Consider the following 14,588-nt stretch of genomic DNA (forward strand, 5'->3'; position numbering starts at 1 on the left):
TCAGGCGGTGAAGCCGTCCATCATGGACAGGACGCGGAGCATGACCTCGTCCGCACCGCCGCCGATGCTGAGGAGGCGGCTGTCGCGGAAGGCGCGGGCGGTCCAGGTTTCTTCCATATAGCCCATGCCGCCGTGGATTTGGAGGCACCAGTCGACCACCTGGCGGGTGAGGCGGCCGGCTTCCAGTTTGGCGATGGTGGCCATGCGGGTGACGTCGGTGCCGGACATGTATTGCTCGGCAATGGATTCGGTGTAGACGCGCAGCATGTCCACGCGGGCTGCCAGTTCGGCGTAGGTGTATTGCAGGTATTGGTTGGCGGTCAGGGGCTGGCCGAAGAGTGTGCGCCGGCGGGCGTAGTCGCGGGTGAGCTCCAGTTGCAGGGCGCAGCTGATGGGTGCGCCGTAGGAGCCGAACATGCGCTCCATGACGAACTGCGACATCTGCTGCTGGAAGCCGCGGCCGATCGCACCGATGGTGTTGCGCACCGGAACTCGCACATCGTCGAAGGTGAGCAGGCCGGTATCGGAGGCGCGCATGCCGAGCTTGTCGAGCTTCTTGGCGACGCTGAAACCGGGAGTGGCGGTGGGCACGATGATCTGGCTCATCCCGCGGTAGCCGCCCTCGTCGGAGGTGCGCACCAGGGTGCAGAGCCAGTCCGCCTGAACGGAATTGGTAATGAACATCTTCGAGCCGTTGATCACCCAGTCGTCGCCGTCGCGGCGGGCGTGGGTGCGGATACCGGCGACATCGGAACCCGCCTCCGGTTCGGTGACCGCTACGCCGCAGACCATTTCGCCGCGCATGGCGGGCGCCAGATACTCCAGCTTGAGCTCATCACTGCCGTGTTCGTGCAGTGAGGGTGTCGCCATCGCCACCTGCACACCGAACGCCATGGGGAACGACCCGGCCGCCACACGGCCCATCTCCTGGCACAGCACCATGGTGAACAGGTGATCCGCACCCTGGCCGCCGTACGCCGGATCGTATTCCAGGCCGAGCATGCCGAGTTTCGCCATATCCGCGAAGATCTCGTGCAGCGGCATCATCTCGGCGCGTTCCCACTCGTCGACGTGCGGATTGATGTTCTGCTCGACGTACCGGCGCACCGTGGCCCGGAATTGCTGATGCTCGCTGCTGTAGTTCACGCCGCGCTCCTTCGTCGATAGAACGAGAGTAACGCTGCGGCACTACCTCAATGTCTCGATCCAGCGACGGGTATCGGCCGGGTCGATGACGTCGTCGAGTTCCAGGACGGTGGCGGCGGTCAGGGCCTTGCCATTGGCATAGGCCAGTTTCACCAGGTTGTCGAAGGCGGTCTGCCGTTCGAGCGGGTCCTCGATGGCGGCGAGTTCCTTGGCGAAGCCCAGGCGGACTGCGCCTTCCAGGCCCATGCCGCCGATTTCACCGGTGGGCCAGGCGACTACGAAACGCGGGGCGCGGAAGGAGCCCGCTGCCATCGCCTGTGCCCCCAGCCCGTAGCCCTTACGCAGGATGATGGTGCCCCATGGCACCGACAAGGCCGCCGCGTCGATGAACAGGCGGCTGAACTTGGTGACGGTGGCTTGCGTTTCAGCTTCCGGGCCGACCATGAAACCCGGAGTGTCGCAGAGTGATACGACAGGCAGGCCGTGTGCGTCGCACAGGCGCAGGAAGGCGCTGAGCTTATCGGCGGCGGGGGCGTCGATGGCGCCGCCCAGATGGTGGCAGTCATTGGCGATCAGGCCGAAGGCGCGGCCGTGCACGCGAATCAGGGCGGTGACCACACCGATGCCCCAGTCGCGGCGCAGTTCCAGGACCGAGCCGGTGTCCGCGACGGATTCGATGGCGGCGCGAATATCGAAGGCGCGCAGCCGGTCCTCCGGGACCACGTGACGGGACAGTCGCGGATCCGGTGCGGCCCATTCGGATTCGGCGCCCTGGAAGTACGCGAGGTAGCGGCGTGCGATGGCCACCGCCTCCGTCTCGTCGGCGGCGACAATGTGCACCACGCCATTTCGGCGCTGCACCTCGATCGGGCCGATGTCCTCGGGGGCGTAGACGCCCAGGCCGCCACCCTCGATCATGGCGGGACCGCCCATGCCGATATTCGCGTCGGGGGTGGCGATCACGACATCACACATGCCCAGCAGCGCCGCGTTGCCGGCGAAGCAGCGACCGGACACGATGCCGATCAGCGGGACCCGGCCGGAGAGCGCGCCCATGGCGCGAAAGGTGGTGACATCGAGCCCGGAGATGCCCGCGTAGTCGGTATCGCCCGGACGCCCGCCGCCGCCCTCGGTGAAGAAAATGACCGGAAGTTTCTGGGCGGCAGCCAGTTCCAGCATGCGATCGGTCTTGGCGTGATTGCGCATACCCTGGGTGCCGGCGAGCACCGTGTAGTCGTAGGACATGACAACGACCCGGGTCGCGTCCGCGCCGAAGTGATCGGAATTCACGGTGGCGACGCCGCCGATCAGACCGTCGGCCGGAGTGTTCGCGATCAGATCCCCGGGACTGCGGCGCAAGCGCTGGGCCGCGACCGCCAGCGCGCCGTATTCGACGAAACTATTGTCATCCACCAGATCGGCAATGTTCTGCCGTGCGGTGCGGCGGCCCAGGCGGTGCCGTTTGGCTACCGCCTGCGGACGGGATTCGTCGAGCCCGATCCGATGCCGGTCGAGCACCTCGGCGAGATCGGGCCGAATCGAATCCAGGTCCACCGCTTCACTTTCCACCGATTCACCCGCGTGATCGGCCTCCGCCCAGACGAGCAGGGGTGCGTGCGGATCGATCACATCGCCCGGTCCGACCAGCGGGCGCAGCACCCGCAGCGGCTGCCCGGCACGCACCACGTGCTGCATCTTCATCGCCTCGAGGACCGCCACCTCGGCGCCGGCGGCCACGAGCGTGCCCGGCTCCACCACAGTGACCACGGTGCCGCCCATCGGCGAGCGCAGCGCCTGCTCCCCCTCCGCCAGATCGGCGGCGGCCGCCGCAGGCTGATCCACCTCCGCGACGTGCACGAGGGCCGGAGCGTAATCCGCTGCCCGGGAGACCAATTCGCTCATACGCTGTTCGAACCAGGAGGTCGGCACCGTACCGGCAGTGCTCAGCTCATCGAGCACCGCCCGCTGCACCGCGAGATTGGTTTCGATGCCGGCGATCACGGTCTCGGCCAAGGCGTCGGCCGCGCGCCGCAGTGCGGCCGGATACGACGATCCGCGCGTAATGACCTTCGCCAGCAGGGAATCGAAATCGGCGCCCTGCCGCATGCCGCCGAATGCGGCGGTATCCACGCGCACGCCCACACCGGTCGGGGCAGCGAACTGGGTAAGTATTCCGGTACTGGGCAGCACATCCCCACCGGCCGTGACGATTTCGGCATTCACCCGCGCCTGTACCGCATACCCGCGCGGAGCGGTCGCCGTCAGCTCCAGCTCGGCGAGCGTGCGGCCCTGCGCCAATTCGAATTGGATCGCCACCAGATCCAGCCCGGTCACCTCCTCGGTGACCGTATGTTCCACCTGCAGTCGCGGATTCACCTCGAGGAACCAGGAGTCCTCACCGCTGACCAGGAATTCGACCGTGACCACACCGCGGCAGCCCACCGATTCGGCCAGCCGCACCGCCTGCCCGTGCAGCCGCTCCCGCAGTCCCGCACCAAGATTCGGCGCGGGCGCGATCTCCACCAGCTTCTGCTGGCGCCGCTGCACACTGCAGTCGCGATCCCCCACCGCCACCGCGCGCACGCCGTCCGCGACGATCTGCACCTCGATATGCCGAGCCGCGCTCACCAGCGCCTCGGCATACACGGCATCATCACCGAACCCCGCCAGCGCCTCCGACCGGCAGCGCTCGAACGCCTCCGCCACCTGCGCCGGATCCCGCACCACCCGCATACCGCGCCCACCGCCACCGGCCGCGGCCTTCACCATGACCCCGCCCGGATGCGCGGCAAGCAGCTCGACGATCTCCTCCGGCGTGGCCACACTCCCCGTCGCCGGCAATACCGGCACCCCCGCCCGCTCTGCCGCCGCCCGCGCCGCGACCTTGTCCCCGAACAGCCGCAGCACCTCCACCTGCGGCCCGACGAACACCAGTCCCGCCGCCGCACAGGCCTCCGCGAATTCCGCACTCTCACTGAGGAACCCATACCCCGGATGCACCAGCGCGCCCTCCCCCGCCTTCCGGGCCGCCCGCACCACCTCACCGATACCGAGATACGCGGCCGCCCCACTCCCGGCCAGCCGCACCGCATCATCGGCCAGCCGCACCACCAGGGCCCCGGCCTCATCGTCGGTGTACACCGCCAGCGTCGCGAACCCGCTCTCCCGCGCGGTCCGCACCACCCGGACAGCCACTTCCCCACGGTTCACCACAACGATGTGCATGCCGCCAGTTTTACCCGTAACCCCGGTGATCGTCGAAGGTAGGGCTGACCCACGTCTTCGCGGGGATCGAGTCGGACCTCAGTCGGGAAGTTCGGTGCCTTCGGCGGCGAGCTTGGCGGCTACCTCTTCGGGGAAGACATTGCGGAACAGGAAGAGGTCACGGCCCAGTTTCCAGCCGGGGGCGAGGGCTACGGCGTAGCGCTCGAAGTAGCCGAGTTGTTTGCCCATGAGGATGAGCTGCTGCGGGCCGGAGGCGCCGCGGCGTTTGCCGAATTCCAGGAGACGGGCCGAGACGACGCCGAGGTCGAGTTTGTCGAGGCTGCCGGACAGGACGGGGCCCAGCGCAACCGCCAGCTGGCGGCCGATGGTGGCGTCGTCGCCGCTGTCGTCGGTGACCATATCGAGTTTGCGGAGGGCGCGGGCCACGGGGCGGAAATCGTTGTCGATGGAGCTGGCGTAGAACAGCGCGCGGACGAACTCACGCCATTCGGTCTCCATGCGGCCGACAATGCCGAAGTCGAGCATGGCCACGCGGCCGTCGTCGAGCAGCCAGAGGTTGCCGGCGTGCACGTCACCGTGGAAGAGACCGTGTACCGCAACACTTTCCATCCACGCCTTGACCAGGCGGCGGATGAGCAGTTCCGGATCGGGATGGACGGCGCGGATATCGTCGAAGCGGTCCAGGGGCATACCGCGCATGCGCTCCATGCAGAGCACACGAGGGCCGCACAGTTCCCAATAGACCTCGGGGACAACAACATTGGTATTGTCACCGAACGCCGCCAGGTTCTCCCGGGCGCGAGTCTGGTTATCGGCCTCGATGAGGAAGTTCAGCTCCGCGACGGTCGCCTCGTACAGATCACGCACCACGCCTTGGGTATTGGCGACGCGGGCATTCTCCGAACGCTTCTCCATGGTGCGCGCCAGCCGCATCGCGGCGCGCAGATCCACGATCATGCGGCGGCCGATCTCCGGACGCTGCACCTTCACCACGGCGGGACGGCCGTCGTGCAGCACGCAGGCGTGCACCTGGGCGATGGACGCGGCGGACAGCGGCTCATCCTCGAACGACCGGAAGAGCTCGGAAATCGGCTTGCCCAGATCGGCTTCGATGATCGACCGCGCATCGGCGGACGGGAACGGCGCCATATCGTCGAGGCAGCGCAGGCAGGCGTCGGCCAGCTCGCGCGGGAAGGCGCCGGGCGAGGAGGCGATCAGCTGGCCGAGTTTCACGAACATCGGGCCCAGCGATTCGAAACCGTTCACCACGCCCTCGGCCACCGCGCGTTTACGCTTGGCCTTGCGCAGTCCGCCACGCAGCACGCTGCGGGTGACCGATCCACCCAGCACCGCGCCGACAATTACCGTTCGCCGCATTTCGGAGAACCCGAACGTGTCCAGATCCGGCCGGATCACCTCGGGCGCCCCCGCTCGCACAGTCATCGGTGAGCTCACGCGCCGCAGTGTATCCCTGTCCCAGCCGGTCGGTCTGCTGTGGTGCCCGGCGCAGGTTACCCACCCGTTCAGTGGTTAGGGACGGGTGGCGCACGGTACCGTGGCGGGCTGGGTCGTGATCCGGCTCCACCTGATGTAGGCGAAAGGCAAGACCGAAGTAATGACGGGTACCGCGGAGAAGCTGGCAGAACTGCGCAAGCTCCTGGAGATCGCCGAAGAACCTTCCGGTGAGAAGGGCATCCAGAAGAGACTTGTGAAGGGCATTCCCAGCGCCCGGGAACGGGCACGGATACTGCTCGACGCGGGCACCTTCGTCGAGATGGGCGCGCTCATCCGCCAGCCGGGCAACTCCAATGCCTTCTACGGCGACGGCGTGGTCACCGGCCGCGGCTATATCGACGGCCGCCCGGTCGTGGTGATCTCGCACGATCAGACCGTCTACGGCGGCTCGGTCAGCGAGATGTTCGGCCGCCGGGTGCGCGCCGCGATGGACTTCGCCTACAACAATGCCTGCCCGGTGGTCTGCATCAACGACTCCGGCGGCGCGCGCATTCAGGACGGCGTCGCCTCCCTGGCCTGGTACGCGATCATGTGCCGCCTGCAGGAGGACCTGTCCGGCTATGTGCCCATGGTCGCCGTCATGCTCGGCAAGTGCGCGGCCGGTTCGGTGTACGGACCCATCAATATGGATGTCCTGGTCGCCACCGAGGATTCGTACATGTTCGTCACCGGCCCGGAGGTCATTCGGGCCGTGACCGGCGCGTCGGTCTCGGCCGAGGAGCTGGGCGGCGCCCGAGCGCTGGAGAAGAACGGCACCGTCCACCACGTCGCCAAGACCGAGACGGAAGCGTTCCAGTGGGTGCGCGACTACCTGAGCTACCTGCCGACCAGCTGCCTCGAACAGCCGCCGATCGTGAATCCGGGCCTGGAGCCCGAGCTCACCGATCATGACCGTGAGCTGGACAAGTTCATGCCCGATGCCGACAAGGTCGGCTACGACATGCACGACATCCTGCTGCGCATCTTCGACGACGGAGCGTTCCACGAGATCAGCGCCAAGACTTCGGAAAATCTCATTACCGGGTTCGCGCGTGTCGACGGCCGTCCGATCGGTGTGATCGCCAATCAGCCGCTGGTGCTGGGCGGCGCGCTGGACGCGGCCTGCTCCGACAAGGCCGCGCATTTCATCCGGCTCTGCGATGCGTTCAATATCCCGCTGGTCTATGTGGTCGACACCCCGGGTGTGCTGCCGGGCGTGGACGAGGAGCGCAATCACGTCATCAAGCGCGGCGGCCGCATGTTCCGCGCGCTCATCGAGGCCACTGTGCCGATCGTGACCATCGTGACCCGCAAGGCGTACGGCGGCGGCTACGCGGTGATGGGCTGCAAGCAGCTCGGCGCGGATATCAGCCTGGCCTGGCCCACCGCGCGGCTCGCGGTCATGGGCGCGGAATCCATGATCCCGATCGTCGGCAAGCGGCAGATAGAGGCCGCGGCACCCGAGGACCGGGAAGCGGTGCGGCAGGGCATGATCGACTTCTACAACGCCACCGTCGCCACCCCGTGGACGGCGGCCGAGCGCGGTTATATCGACGCGGTCATCGAGCCCTCGGCGACCCGCCTGGAGATCCGCAAGGCGCTGCAGCTGCTGCGCGACAAGGGCGCGGTGCGCAAGCCGAACCCGCGTAAGCACAACCTGTTCCCGATGTAGATCGGCACACGTGTATGAAGCTGCCCCCGGCCGATGCGGCCGGGGGCAGCTTCATATTCCGGAATGTGTTGGGCGCGTTCAGCATTCATTGGGCGCGGGTTCGCCCCGCAATCGCGCGTCGAGCCACAGCATGGCCTCCGGGAATCCGGTGAAGGCGGCGGTGATGTGCTCGCCGAGCACGCTGCGATACACCGCGGGCACACCCAGGGCGCACTGTTCTTTGTAGAGGTTCTTCGCACCTTCGGAGGGCACCCAGAACTCCTGCGCGCCATTGTAGATATACAGCGGCACAGGCGATTTGCGCCCATCCATGCGGGTGATGCGGTAGATGTCCTGCGCCAGCGGACTGTGCAGCGGGTCCGGGAAATCGGCGGCGACATCCAGCGGCAGCTGCAGCACACCGGGTAGCCCGAACGCGGACATGCACTGATTCTTGTACGCGACCGCTATCCACTGCGCGAGATTGTTCATATGCGCCAGGATTTCCGGCCGCTCCCGGCCGATGGCGAAGGTGGCGGCGAAGAACACCCCCGAGGCCAGATTCGCGTTCATGCTGCGCGAGAGAATCTCGTAATCGGCGGGCACTCCGCCCATGGCCGCGCCGACCACCACATCGGCGAGCTCCGGCGCGTAGTCCGACATGAGTTTCACCGCGCCCTTGGCGGCGATGGATCCGCCCGAGTACCCGGTCAGGCCGAATCGGCTGTCCCCGAACTGCTTCGGCATGGACCCGCGCATCGCGCGAATCGAGTCCAGCACCGCGTGCCCGGCCACGAACGGCTCGGCATAGGCCATCCGCGGACCCTCGTGATCGGGAATCAGCACCGCGTATCCGCGCAGCAGCGGCAGCTGGGTGGCCGGCGGCAGGTACTCCGAGAGGTTGGTCGCATCCGAAAAGCCGTGCACCATTGTGTAACTCGGATTGCAGGTGCGCCCGAGCCCATTGATGGGCAGCAGATTGACCACCACCGGCCGCTCCCCCGGGCCCGTCCAGGCGCCGGTCGGAATCACCAGTGACGCAATGGCATAGGACGGCGCGCCGTGCGAATCGGTGGTCCGATACTTCAACTGCACCACCTGAACCACCGGCGCGATCACGGCGGGCGCGGCGGTAGCGGTCACATCACGCCACTGGATCAGCTGCCCGGCACTGAAATCGTCCAGGTTGGCCGGCCAGTCGTCGATGAACGCATCACCGATCGGAGACGGCAGCGTCGCCGCGCGCAGGGCTGCGAGCTGCGGCGACAGCCCGCCGCTGTCCACCAGCGGCGTCGCGGGCGCATCGGGCAGCGGCGGCGGCGGTACGACTGCCTCGACAAATTGCTGAAACGCGGGCAGCAGCCCCGAAATCGGCGCACCGGACGGCTGCTGCACCGGCGGTTGCGCATGCGCAACGCCGGCAAATCCGCCTATCATCAAGGCGGCAGCGACGATTCGCAGACAACGGAGCACAACACCCCCACAGGATCAGTAGCTCAGCGGACCTGGCGAGCCTAGACGGGCGCCCACCTGCGACACTCCGACGTAGTCTGTTCGAGTCCACATCGAGACCAGTCCGTGCCGATCTCCTTTGACCGATCCCCCGGTCATGTGGATGTCGAACGCCTGTTCCCACGATCGCACCTGCCCCGGACTCACCCCGCACCCGGCGAGTCGTCGAGCATTGTGGTCAACCCGTAACAGGCCACCTGACGAGTATCCGTCGCCGCATGTGCTTCCCGTAGCGGATCGGCGGGATCGAAACAGTCTCGGTCCCACCCCCGATCTGCGCCGTCTCCGGCGCCCGCCGAGGTTCCGGTCAGGCGCGCGCGTTCATGACCGCGTCGAGTTGCGCACTGCTGATCTGCCGCCCGGCATTGGATACCGAGGTCACCATGCAGCTGCCGAAGGCGCCCGCACGGTCGAACAGCGTGGCCACACCGACGGCCATACCGCGATCACTGATATGGCTGTCGGCCTCGACGCCGATCTGCCCGGCCTGCGGCATCCGCGACAGTGCCAGGGTCATATCGGTATTGATGAAGCCGATGCCCGCATCACCCCAGTTGGTCATCATGCTGGTCGCCTCGCCGACCATGGCCGCACGCTGGAAGGGCGACAGCTCCTCCCCCGTCACCACCCGAATCGGGTTCTGCCAGGTGCGTTTGCGCGCATTGTTCTCGTGCGCGGTGGGCACGGACGACCATTCACCCGGATTCGCATCGCTGTTGAACAGCGGCACCTGCGGCAGCGAGGTGGTCGGCGCGATCTCCAGCGACGGCGGCTGCGGCTGGAACTCGCGCTGCCACAGCTGCCCGGGCGGCTGCTCCGACGGCTGCAACAGCACCACCGAGGCACGCGCCGCCACCTTGCCGCCCTGCACCACCGACACATCGGCGACCCGGATCCGCTTACCGTCCCGGACCCGCACAGTGGGCATGGTGGTGTGCTCGAAACGGGCCGCGCTGAACATGTCCACGGTGAGCCGCACCGGCACAAAACCGTCGGTGGCGTGCTCGAGCTCCAATTGCCGTGCCATCAGGCCACAGATCGCGGGGCCCACCACCTGCGCCGAGGACCATTGACTGGCCGCGAAACGCGTCGCCTCGAACCCGCCGTCCACCACATCGAAATACGCCGGCACATCCACCACGGGTCCACCTGTCCAAGTCAATCGATCAATCCACTGCTCCCAGACCTAACACACAGCTAGAACCCGTTTCAATGCGACGCCCGCCCAGCGGCCCGTGTCATTTCCCACAGCATGTCATTTCCCACGGCGCCATCTCGGGACCATCACCGCCGTGGCACGGATTGACCGTCTGCTCCGACGGGTATCCCACGGTTTATCAGCCTTGAAGGGCAGGGCGGAAAGGGTGGCGATGATGCCTGCCACGATCGACGACCCGTCCGGCAATTCGCCGGGACTGACACTGGCTGCCATCGGAATCGTCTCGATGGCACTGACTTTGACCATCGGTGGCTACGGTTTCGCCATGCTGGCGTTCCTGGGCGCTGCGGTCAGCGGGCTGTGCCTGGCACTCGGCATCACACTCGTGGTGGCCGAACACAATCGCGATTGTGTGCGCAAACAGCACCGCGCCCGCTGCAACGGGGAGTGACACGCACTGAGCGCAGCGAATGAGGCGCCCTGAGCGCCGCGAATGAGGCACTCTGAGCGCAGCCGGGCCATGGGCCGGAAAGAGCCCTGGAAACTGCCCCGAAAAAGTTAGCTCGCAAACTTTTAGCAAGCCGAAATCGCTGCTGGCCCTTCATATTCGAGGTTACAGATGCACTTGCATCTGCGCGGAGCACGGTCATAGACTCATCGTGCAAGGCACCGTAGGGGACAACCAGGGAGCCGAGCGGTGGATCACCGGCGATTCCGCGCCATCGGTTTTAACCCTCGGCTTGGCATCAGGGGCGTTCTATGAATCAGCCGATCAACCTCAGCCGACTCGGGTTTGCCGAAAGAACCCAGCCGGAGCAGTCATATTCACATGAGACTGCAACCGCTTTCGTCATTGACCAGGTCGAATCGACCGGAGCGGCGACTCGATACGATTTTGATATCGAGCGAATAGTTGCCACCGCGCATGCGATGGTGAATGACTGGGATCTGCACGTGATGCAGCCAGAAGCCTTCTGGCGTATCGCCTCCAGCTTCATCAGGCAATGAACTGAATAACCCGCCACAAGCTAACGGGGCCCCCTTTACGGGGGCCCCGCAGCCTTGTCTCGAACCGACTCTCGAACCGGTTGAACCAGCCCGCCGAAGCGGGCTGGAATCTCAACTCACAGCTCGGCAGCTATCTTCTCCAGAAGTTTGCGGGACCGCTCCGGCGGCTCCGCCTGGACGCTCAACTGATCCATGACCTGGCGGTAGAGTTCCAGATCCTGCCGGCGATCCAGGTACAGGGCGCTGGTCAGCTGCTCCAGGTACACGATGTCGGGCAGCTCGGCCTCGGCGAATCGCAGCATGGTGAACGAGCTCCCCGCGGCGGCGTGCCCGCCGGCCGAATAGGGCAGCACCTGAATGGTGATGTTGGGCAGCTGCGACATCTCGATCAGCTGATTGATCTGCTCACGCAAAACGGCTGCACCGCCGACCGGGCGATGCAGGACCGCCTCGTCCAGCACGGCCCAGAAGCTGGGCGCGCTCGGGCGGGTCAGCAGTTCTTGACGGTGCCGACGCAGCGATACGCGCCGCTCACCGTCCTCATCATGACCGAGAGCGACGATGGAGCGCGCGTAATCAGCTGTTTGCAGCAGACCCGGAACCAGTTGGCCCTCATAGGTCCTGATGGACTTGGCCGCGTATTCCAGGCCTAGATAGGTCTCGAACCAGGGTGGCAGCAGGTCGCTGTAGCGATGCCACCATCCTGGTTCATTGGCCTTGCGGACCAGATCGAGGAACTGCTCGCGCTCGCCGGGATCGTCGACGTGATAGAGGCTCAACAGATCCCGGATATCGCGTTCCTTGAATCCGGTTCGCCCGAGTTCCAGGCGACTGATCTTGGCGTGGGAACCACGGATGTGCTCACCCGCGGCCTCCCGGGTGATGCCGTTGAGCTCCCTCAGCTTTCGTAGCTGCCCGCCCACTGCAATACGCAGTGCGGTCGGGCCACGGTCTACGACAGCGGAATTCGCCCGACCGTGAGGAACGGGTTCTGCGATCATGGGGTCCACTCCGATGCTCGGATTTGCCGGCAGTGGGCCACAACCGCACGTCGCGTACCACCGCGCCGATTGCCAATGCTACCGCTCAGAACGCCAAATCGTCGAACTCTCCGCTCTTGGCGCCCAGCAGGAAGCATTCGATCTCGGGGCGGGTGTAGACCAGCACCGATCCTTCCGGGTCCCGTGAGTTCCGCATGGCTACCTCGCCGTTCGCCAGTTTCGCGAGTTCCACGCAGTTACCGCTGGGGTTGCTGAAAGTGCTCTTGCGCCAAGAGAGTTCGTTGGGGTTGATGTCGAGATGGGTTGCCGGGATTTCCATCATTTCAGACTCCTTGCCAGTACCGCCCGCAGACGGTGGTCCAGTACTTGCAAATGTTCGGCCAAATGTTCTTGCAGTTGCAACCGCAAGAACGACGATAGCACGCGGGTAGCCCGCTATCGATGGCATAAATCGGGCATATCCTTTGCAACACAACAGGTTTGATCTTGTTCAGCGATCTTGCGCTGCGAAGTTGTGAAGAAAATCTGACATTACGTACCGGTAGGTCTTATTTACCAAGGCATTTCGGCTGGCTATCTACCAACGGGCAATACCTGGCGAACCTCCGGGCCGCGGGAAACGCTGGGGCGGAACACAGGCCCCGATGCGGATATTCCGGACGCCGGCGGTCCGGCGCGTAATCCCTGGCGCCACAACAACACCGAAACGGACGAAACCCCTCCGACACGAGTGTTCGACCGTGCAGATGTACTTGCATCTGCCTCTTTCACCCTCATACACTCAGGAGAACCATTTCCCCTCGGCAAGAGGCATCCCATGACACAGATGCTCGCCCACAGCACCGATATCTCCGGTGACGGCTGCGAGAACGAACCGCGCAGTCTCAACTATCGCAAGGCGCGCGCCCTGTTGCGTGTGCACGATCAGCACTTCGCCTGCCGGCAGTATCTCGCTGCGGTGGCATACCTTTCGGCGGACAACGACGTCGACTGACCGCGGTGCACGGCTGAGGTGATTCCGGCGCACAGCTGATTCCTGTGTGCGGCAACTGAATTCTTCCCCTTGCGCAACACGGCACCGGGCGGGTACTCCGGATAGAGAAACCCGTCCTCTCGTGGAAGTGCGCCAAGATGATTCTGACTGCTGCCCACGAAGTGCTCACTCAGCACCTGCTCACCCAGAGCGTCCTGGCCCAGCTGGGCAACCCCACGCCCGAGACACCGCCGGTGGCGGACAAGCTGATGCGGCTGGTTCGCTACTTCACCTGGTTCGTACTACTGGCAGGGGTTCTCGCCATCATCTTCGCCGGCGGCAAGTTCGCCTGGGAGAAGTGGAACGGCGGCTCGCTCACCGCCCCGAAGCAGATAGCGGGCGCGCTGATCGGCGGCATCATCGCCACGAGCGCGGGCACCATTATGAATGCCGTCATCGGACAGTAGGCGCCGTCGTCTCAGACAAGACCGGCCGAAACCGCAGCCCGCGCCGCCGAATCCACGACGCCGTGCTGCCGAATCCACTACGCCGTGGCGGCGTGCACGGTCTCCTCTTCGAGGCCGGTGGTACCCACCAGCTCCTCGAATCGCGCCACCACCTTCTGGTGGTAGAGCCCGAACAGGTCCTCGAACAGCGCCAGCTGCGCCTCACTCGGCCCATTGTCCGATTCCCACACCGCGACCAGGGCGCGCCAGACCAGCACATGCAGATCCGGCGAGACCGCGAAGTAGGCCTGCACCGCCTCCGGCACCTCGAGCACCATCTCACCGATGGAGTTGAGGACCGCGCGCTGCATGACATGCCCGAGCGCCGTCAGCATCCGGCGCAGTAGGCCCAGTTCGATGCGCAGCATGCGGTACTGGTCCGGATCCGCGCTGCGCGCAAGGGTTTCCAGCTCGTCGATATCGGCCTTGAATTCACCAGGATCGATACCGCGATCGCTGCCGGTGTAGGCGAGCAGGGCCTCCAGCGCGATGCCGCGCTCCTCCTCGACGATATTGCCGAACATATCGGCGGCCAGTTCGGGCTCCGGCATGGAGAGCCGGAACAGTCGCCGGTACACATCCACACCGCCCTCGGCGCGCACATCGCGGATCACGAATCCCTTGCCGCGATGCGCATCCACGAATCCGTACGACTCCAGCCGTCCCAGAATCAGTTGCGCTGTCGCACGATTCAGGTCGAACTCGTCCGCGACCTGTCGAACGGACGGCATGAGGCCACCGGGCGTGTACTGCCCGGATGCCACGCGGCGCGCCAACTCGTCTGCAACGTCGGCGACGACCGTCCGGTCACCCATCGTGTCACCTCTCCTGAATCTGGTTCACGTCCCAGACAGTGTATGTGGTTAGTCGGACAACTGCACAAGTCTCGGAGCTCGCAAGAAGAAGCACCGCG

General features: G+C 65.6%; 13 protein-coding genes. 5 read left to right on the forward strand and 8 right to left on the reverse strand.

Annotated elements, in window-relative coordinates; translation table 11 throughout:
- The 3 genes from ABZX86_RS11345 to ABZX86_RS11355 all read right to left on the reverse strand — a co-directional run bounded on the left by ABZX86_RS11345 (window position 1) and on the right by ABZX86_RS11355 (window position 5,826).
- Window positions 1-1,146 (reverse strand): acyl-CoA dehydrogenase family protein, encoded by a 1,146-nt coding sequence (locus ABZX86_RS11345; RefSeq protein WP_355122408.1) that lies wholly within the window; start codon window positions 1,144-1,146, stop codon window positions 1-3.
- 42 nt (window positions 1,147-1,188) lie between these two features.
- Window positions 1,189-4,371, reverse strand: coding sequence for a carboxyl transferase domain-containing protein (locus ABZX86_RS11350; RefSeq protein WP_355122410.1), 3,183 nt, complete (start codon window positions 4,369-4,371; stop codon window positions 1,189-1,191).
- A gap of 78 nt (window positions 4,372-4,449) precedes the next feature.
- Window positions 4,450-5,826 carry an AarF/ABC1/UbiB kinase family protein gene (locus ABZX86_RS11355; protein WP_355122412.1) on the reverse strand — a complete coding sequence of 459 codons (1,377 nt, stop codon included), beginning with the start codon at window positions 5,824-5,826 and terminating at the stop codon, window positions 4,450-4,452.
- Between the two features lie 160 nt (window positions 5,827-5,986).
- Between ABZX86_RS11355 and ABZX86_RS11360 the strand changes: the two genes are divergently transcribed.
- Window positions 5,987-7,537, forward strand: a complete 1,551-nt coding sequence (locus ABZX86_RS11360; RefSeq protein WP_355122414.1) for an acyl-CoA carboxylase subunit beta — start codon at window positions 5,987-5,989, stop codon at window positions 7,535-7,537.
- 78 nt (window positions 7,538-7,615) lie between these two features.
- Here ABZX86_RS11360 and ABZX86_RS11365 read toward each other — a convergent pair whose 3' ends face one another.
- Both ABZX86_RS11365 and ABZX86_RS11370 read right to left on the reverse strand, forming a co-directional pair.
- Entirely contained in the window at window positions 7,616-8,911 is a 1,296-nt protein-coding gene (locus ABZX86_RS11365) for a lipase family protein (RefSeq protein WP_355122416.1), read from the reverse strand.
- Between the two features lie 424 nt (window positions 8,912-9,335).
- A complete protein-coding gene (locus ABZX86_RS11370; RefSeq protein WP_355122418.1) occupies window positions 9,336-10,169 on the reverse strand; it encodes an acyl-CoA thioesterase domain-containing protein in 834 nt (277 codons plus the stop codon).
- Window positions 10,170-10,401: 232 nt separating this feature from the next.
- Between ABZX86_RS11370 and ABZX86_RS11375 the strand changes: the two genes are divergently transcribed.
- The gene (locus ABZX86_RS11375; RefSeq protein ID WP_355122420.1) at window positions 10,402-10,638 is read left to right on the forward strand and encodes a hypothetical protein; all 237 of its coding nucleotides are present in this window, start codon (window positions 10,402-10,404) and stop codon (window positions 10,636-10,638) included.
- A gap of 308 nt (window positions 10,639-10,946) precedes the next feature.
- Complete coding sequence (locus tag ABZX86_RS11380) at window positions 10,947-11,195, forward strand: hypothetical protein (RefSeq protein WP_297621562.1); 249 nt, start codon at window positions 10,947-10,949, stop codon at window positions 11,193-11,195.
- A 116-nt stretch (window positions 11,196-11,311) separates the two neighbouring features.
- Here the strand turns inward: ABZX86_RS11380 and ABZX86_RS11385 are convergent, their stop codons facing one another.
- Together ABZX86_RS11385 and ABZX86_RS11390 are read right to left on the reverse strand one after the other, a co-directional pair.
- Window positions 11,312-12,196, reverse strand: a complete 885-nt coding sequence (locus tag ABZX86_RS11385) for a helix-turn-helix transcriptional regulator (protein ID WP_355122422.1) — start codon at window positions 12,194-12,196, stop codon at window positions 11,312-11,314.
- Between the two features lie 85 nt (window positions 12,197-12,281).
- A complete protein-coding gene (locus ABZX86_RS11390) occupies window positions 12,282-12,518 on the reverse strand; it encodes a DUF397 domain-containing protein (RefSeq protein WP_327140176.1) in 237 nt (78 codons plus the stop codon).
- A 495-nt stretch (window positions 12,519-13,013) separates the two neighbouring features.
- On the opposite strand from ABZX86_RS11390, the gene ABZX86_RS11395 reads away from it, so the two are divergent.
- Window positions 13,014-13,190 (forward strand): hypothetical protein, encoded by a 177-nt coding sequence (locus tag ABZX86_RS11395; protein ID WP_355122424.1) that lies wholly within the window; start codon window positions 13,014-13,016, stop codon window positions 13,188-13,190.
- 137 nt (window positions 13,191-13,327) lie between these two features.
- Entirely contained in the window at window positions 13,328-13,636 is a 309-nt protein-coding gene (locus tag ABZX86_RS11400; protein WP_327140178.1) for a hypothetical protein, read from the forward strand.
- A gap of 77 nt (window positions 13,637-13,713) precedes the next feature.
- Here the strand turns inward: ABZX86_RS11400 and ABZX86_RS11405 are convergent, their stop codons facing one another.
- On the reverse strand, window positions 13,714-14,490 hold the full coding sequence (locus ABZX86_RS11405; protein WP_355122426.1) for a GntR family transcriptional regulator: 777 nt from the start codon (window positions 14,488-14,490) through the stop codon (window positions 13,714-13,716).
- Between the last annotated feature and the right edge of the window lie 98 nt (window positions 14,491-14,588).

This window comes from Nocardia sp. NPDC006630 (assembly GCF_040611495.1).
Taxonomy (GTDB): Bacteria; Actinomycetota; Actinomycetes; order Mycobacteriales; family Mycobacteriaceae; genus Nocardia.

What these genes read in the sequence shown, in the direction of transcription:
- ABZX86_RS11350 (WP_355122410.1), bottom strand. Translation starts at nt 4,371, where the DNA reads ATGCACATCGTTGTGGTGAACCGTGGGGAAGTGGCTGTCCGGGTGGTG.
- ABZX86_RS11360 (WP_355122414.1), top strand. Translation starts at nt 5,987, where the DNA reads ATGACGGGTACCGCGGAGAAGCTGGCAGAACTGCGCAAGCTCCTGGAG.
- ABZX86_RS11375 (WP_355122420.1), top strand. Translation starts at nt 10,402, where the DNA reads ATGCCTGCCACGATCGACGACCCGTCCGGCAATTCGCCGGGACTGACA.
- ABZX86_RS11380 (WP_297621562.1), top strand. Translation starts at nt 10,947, where the DNA reads ATGAATCAGCCGATCAACCTCAGCCGACTCGGGTTTGCCGAAAGAACC.
- ABZX86_RS11385 (WP_355122422.1), bottom strand. Translation starts at nt 12,196, where the DNA reads ATGATCGCAGAACCCGTTCCTCACGGTCGGGCGAATTCCGCTGTCGTA.
- ABZX86_RS11390 (WP_327140176.1), bottom strand. Translation starts at nt 12,518, where the DNA reads ATGATGGAAATCCCGGCAACCCATCTCGACATCAACCCCAACGAACTC.
- ABZX86_RS11395 (WP_355122424.1), top strand. Translation starts at nt 13,014, where the DNA reads ATGACACAGATGCTCGCCCACAGCACCGATATCTCCGGTGACGGCTGC.
- ABZX86_RS11400 (WP_327140178.1), top strand. Translation starts at nt 13,328, where the DNA reads ATGATTCTGACTGCTGCCCACGAAGTGCTCACTCAGCACCTGCTCACC.
- ABZX86_RS11405 (WP_355122426.1), bottom strand. Translation starts at nt 14,490, where the DNA reads ATGGGTGACCGGACGGTCGTCGCCGACGTTGCAGACGAGTTGGCGCGC.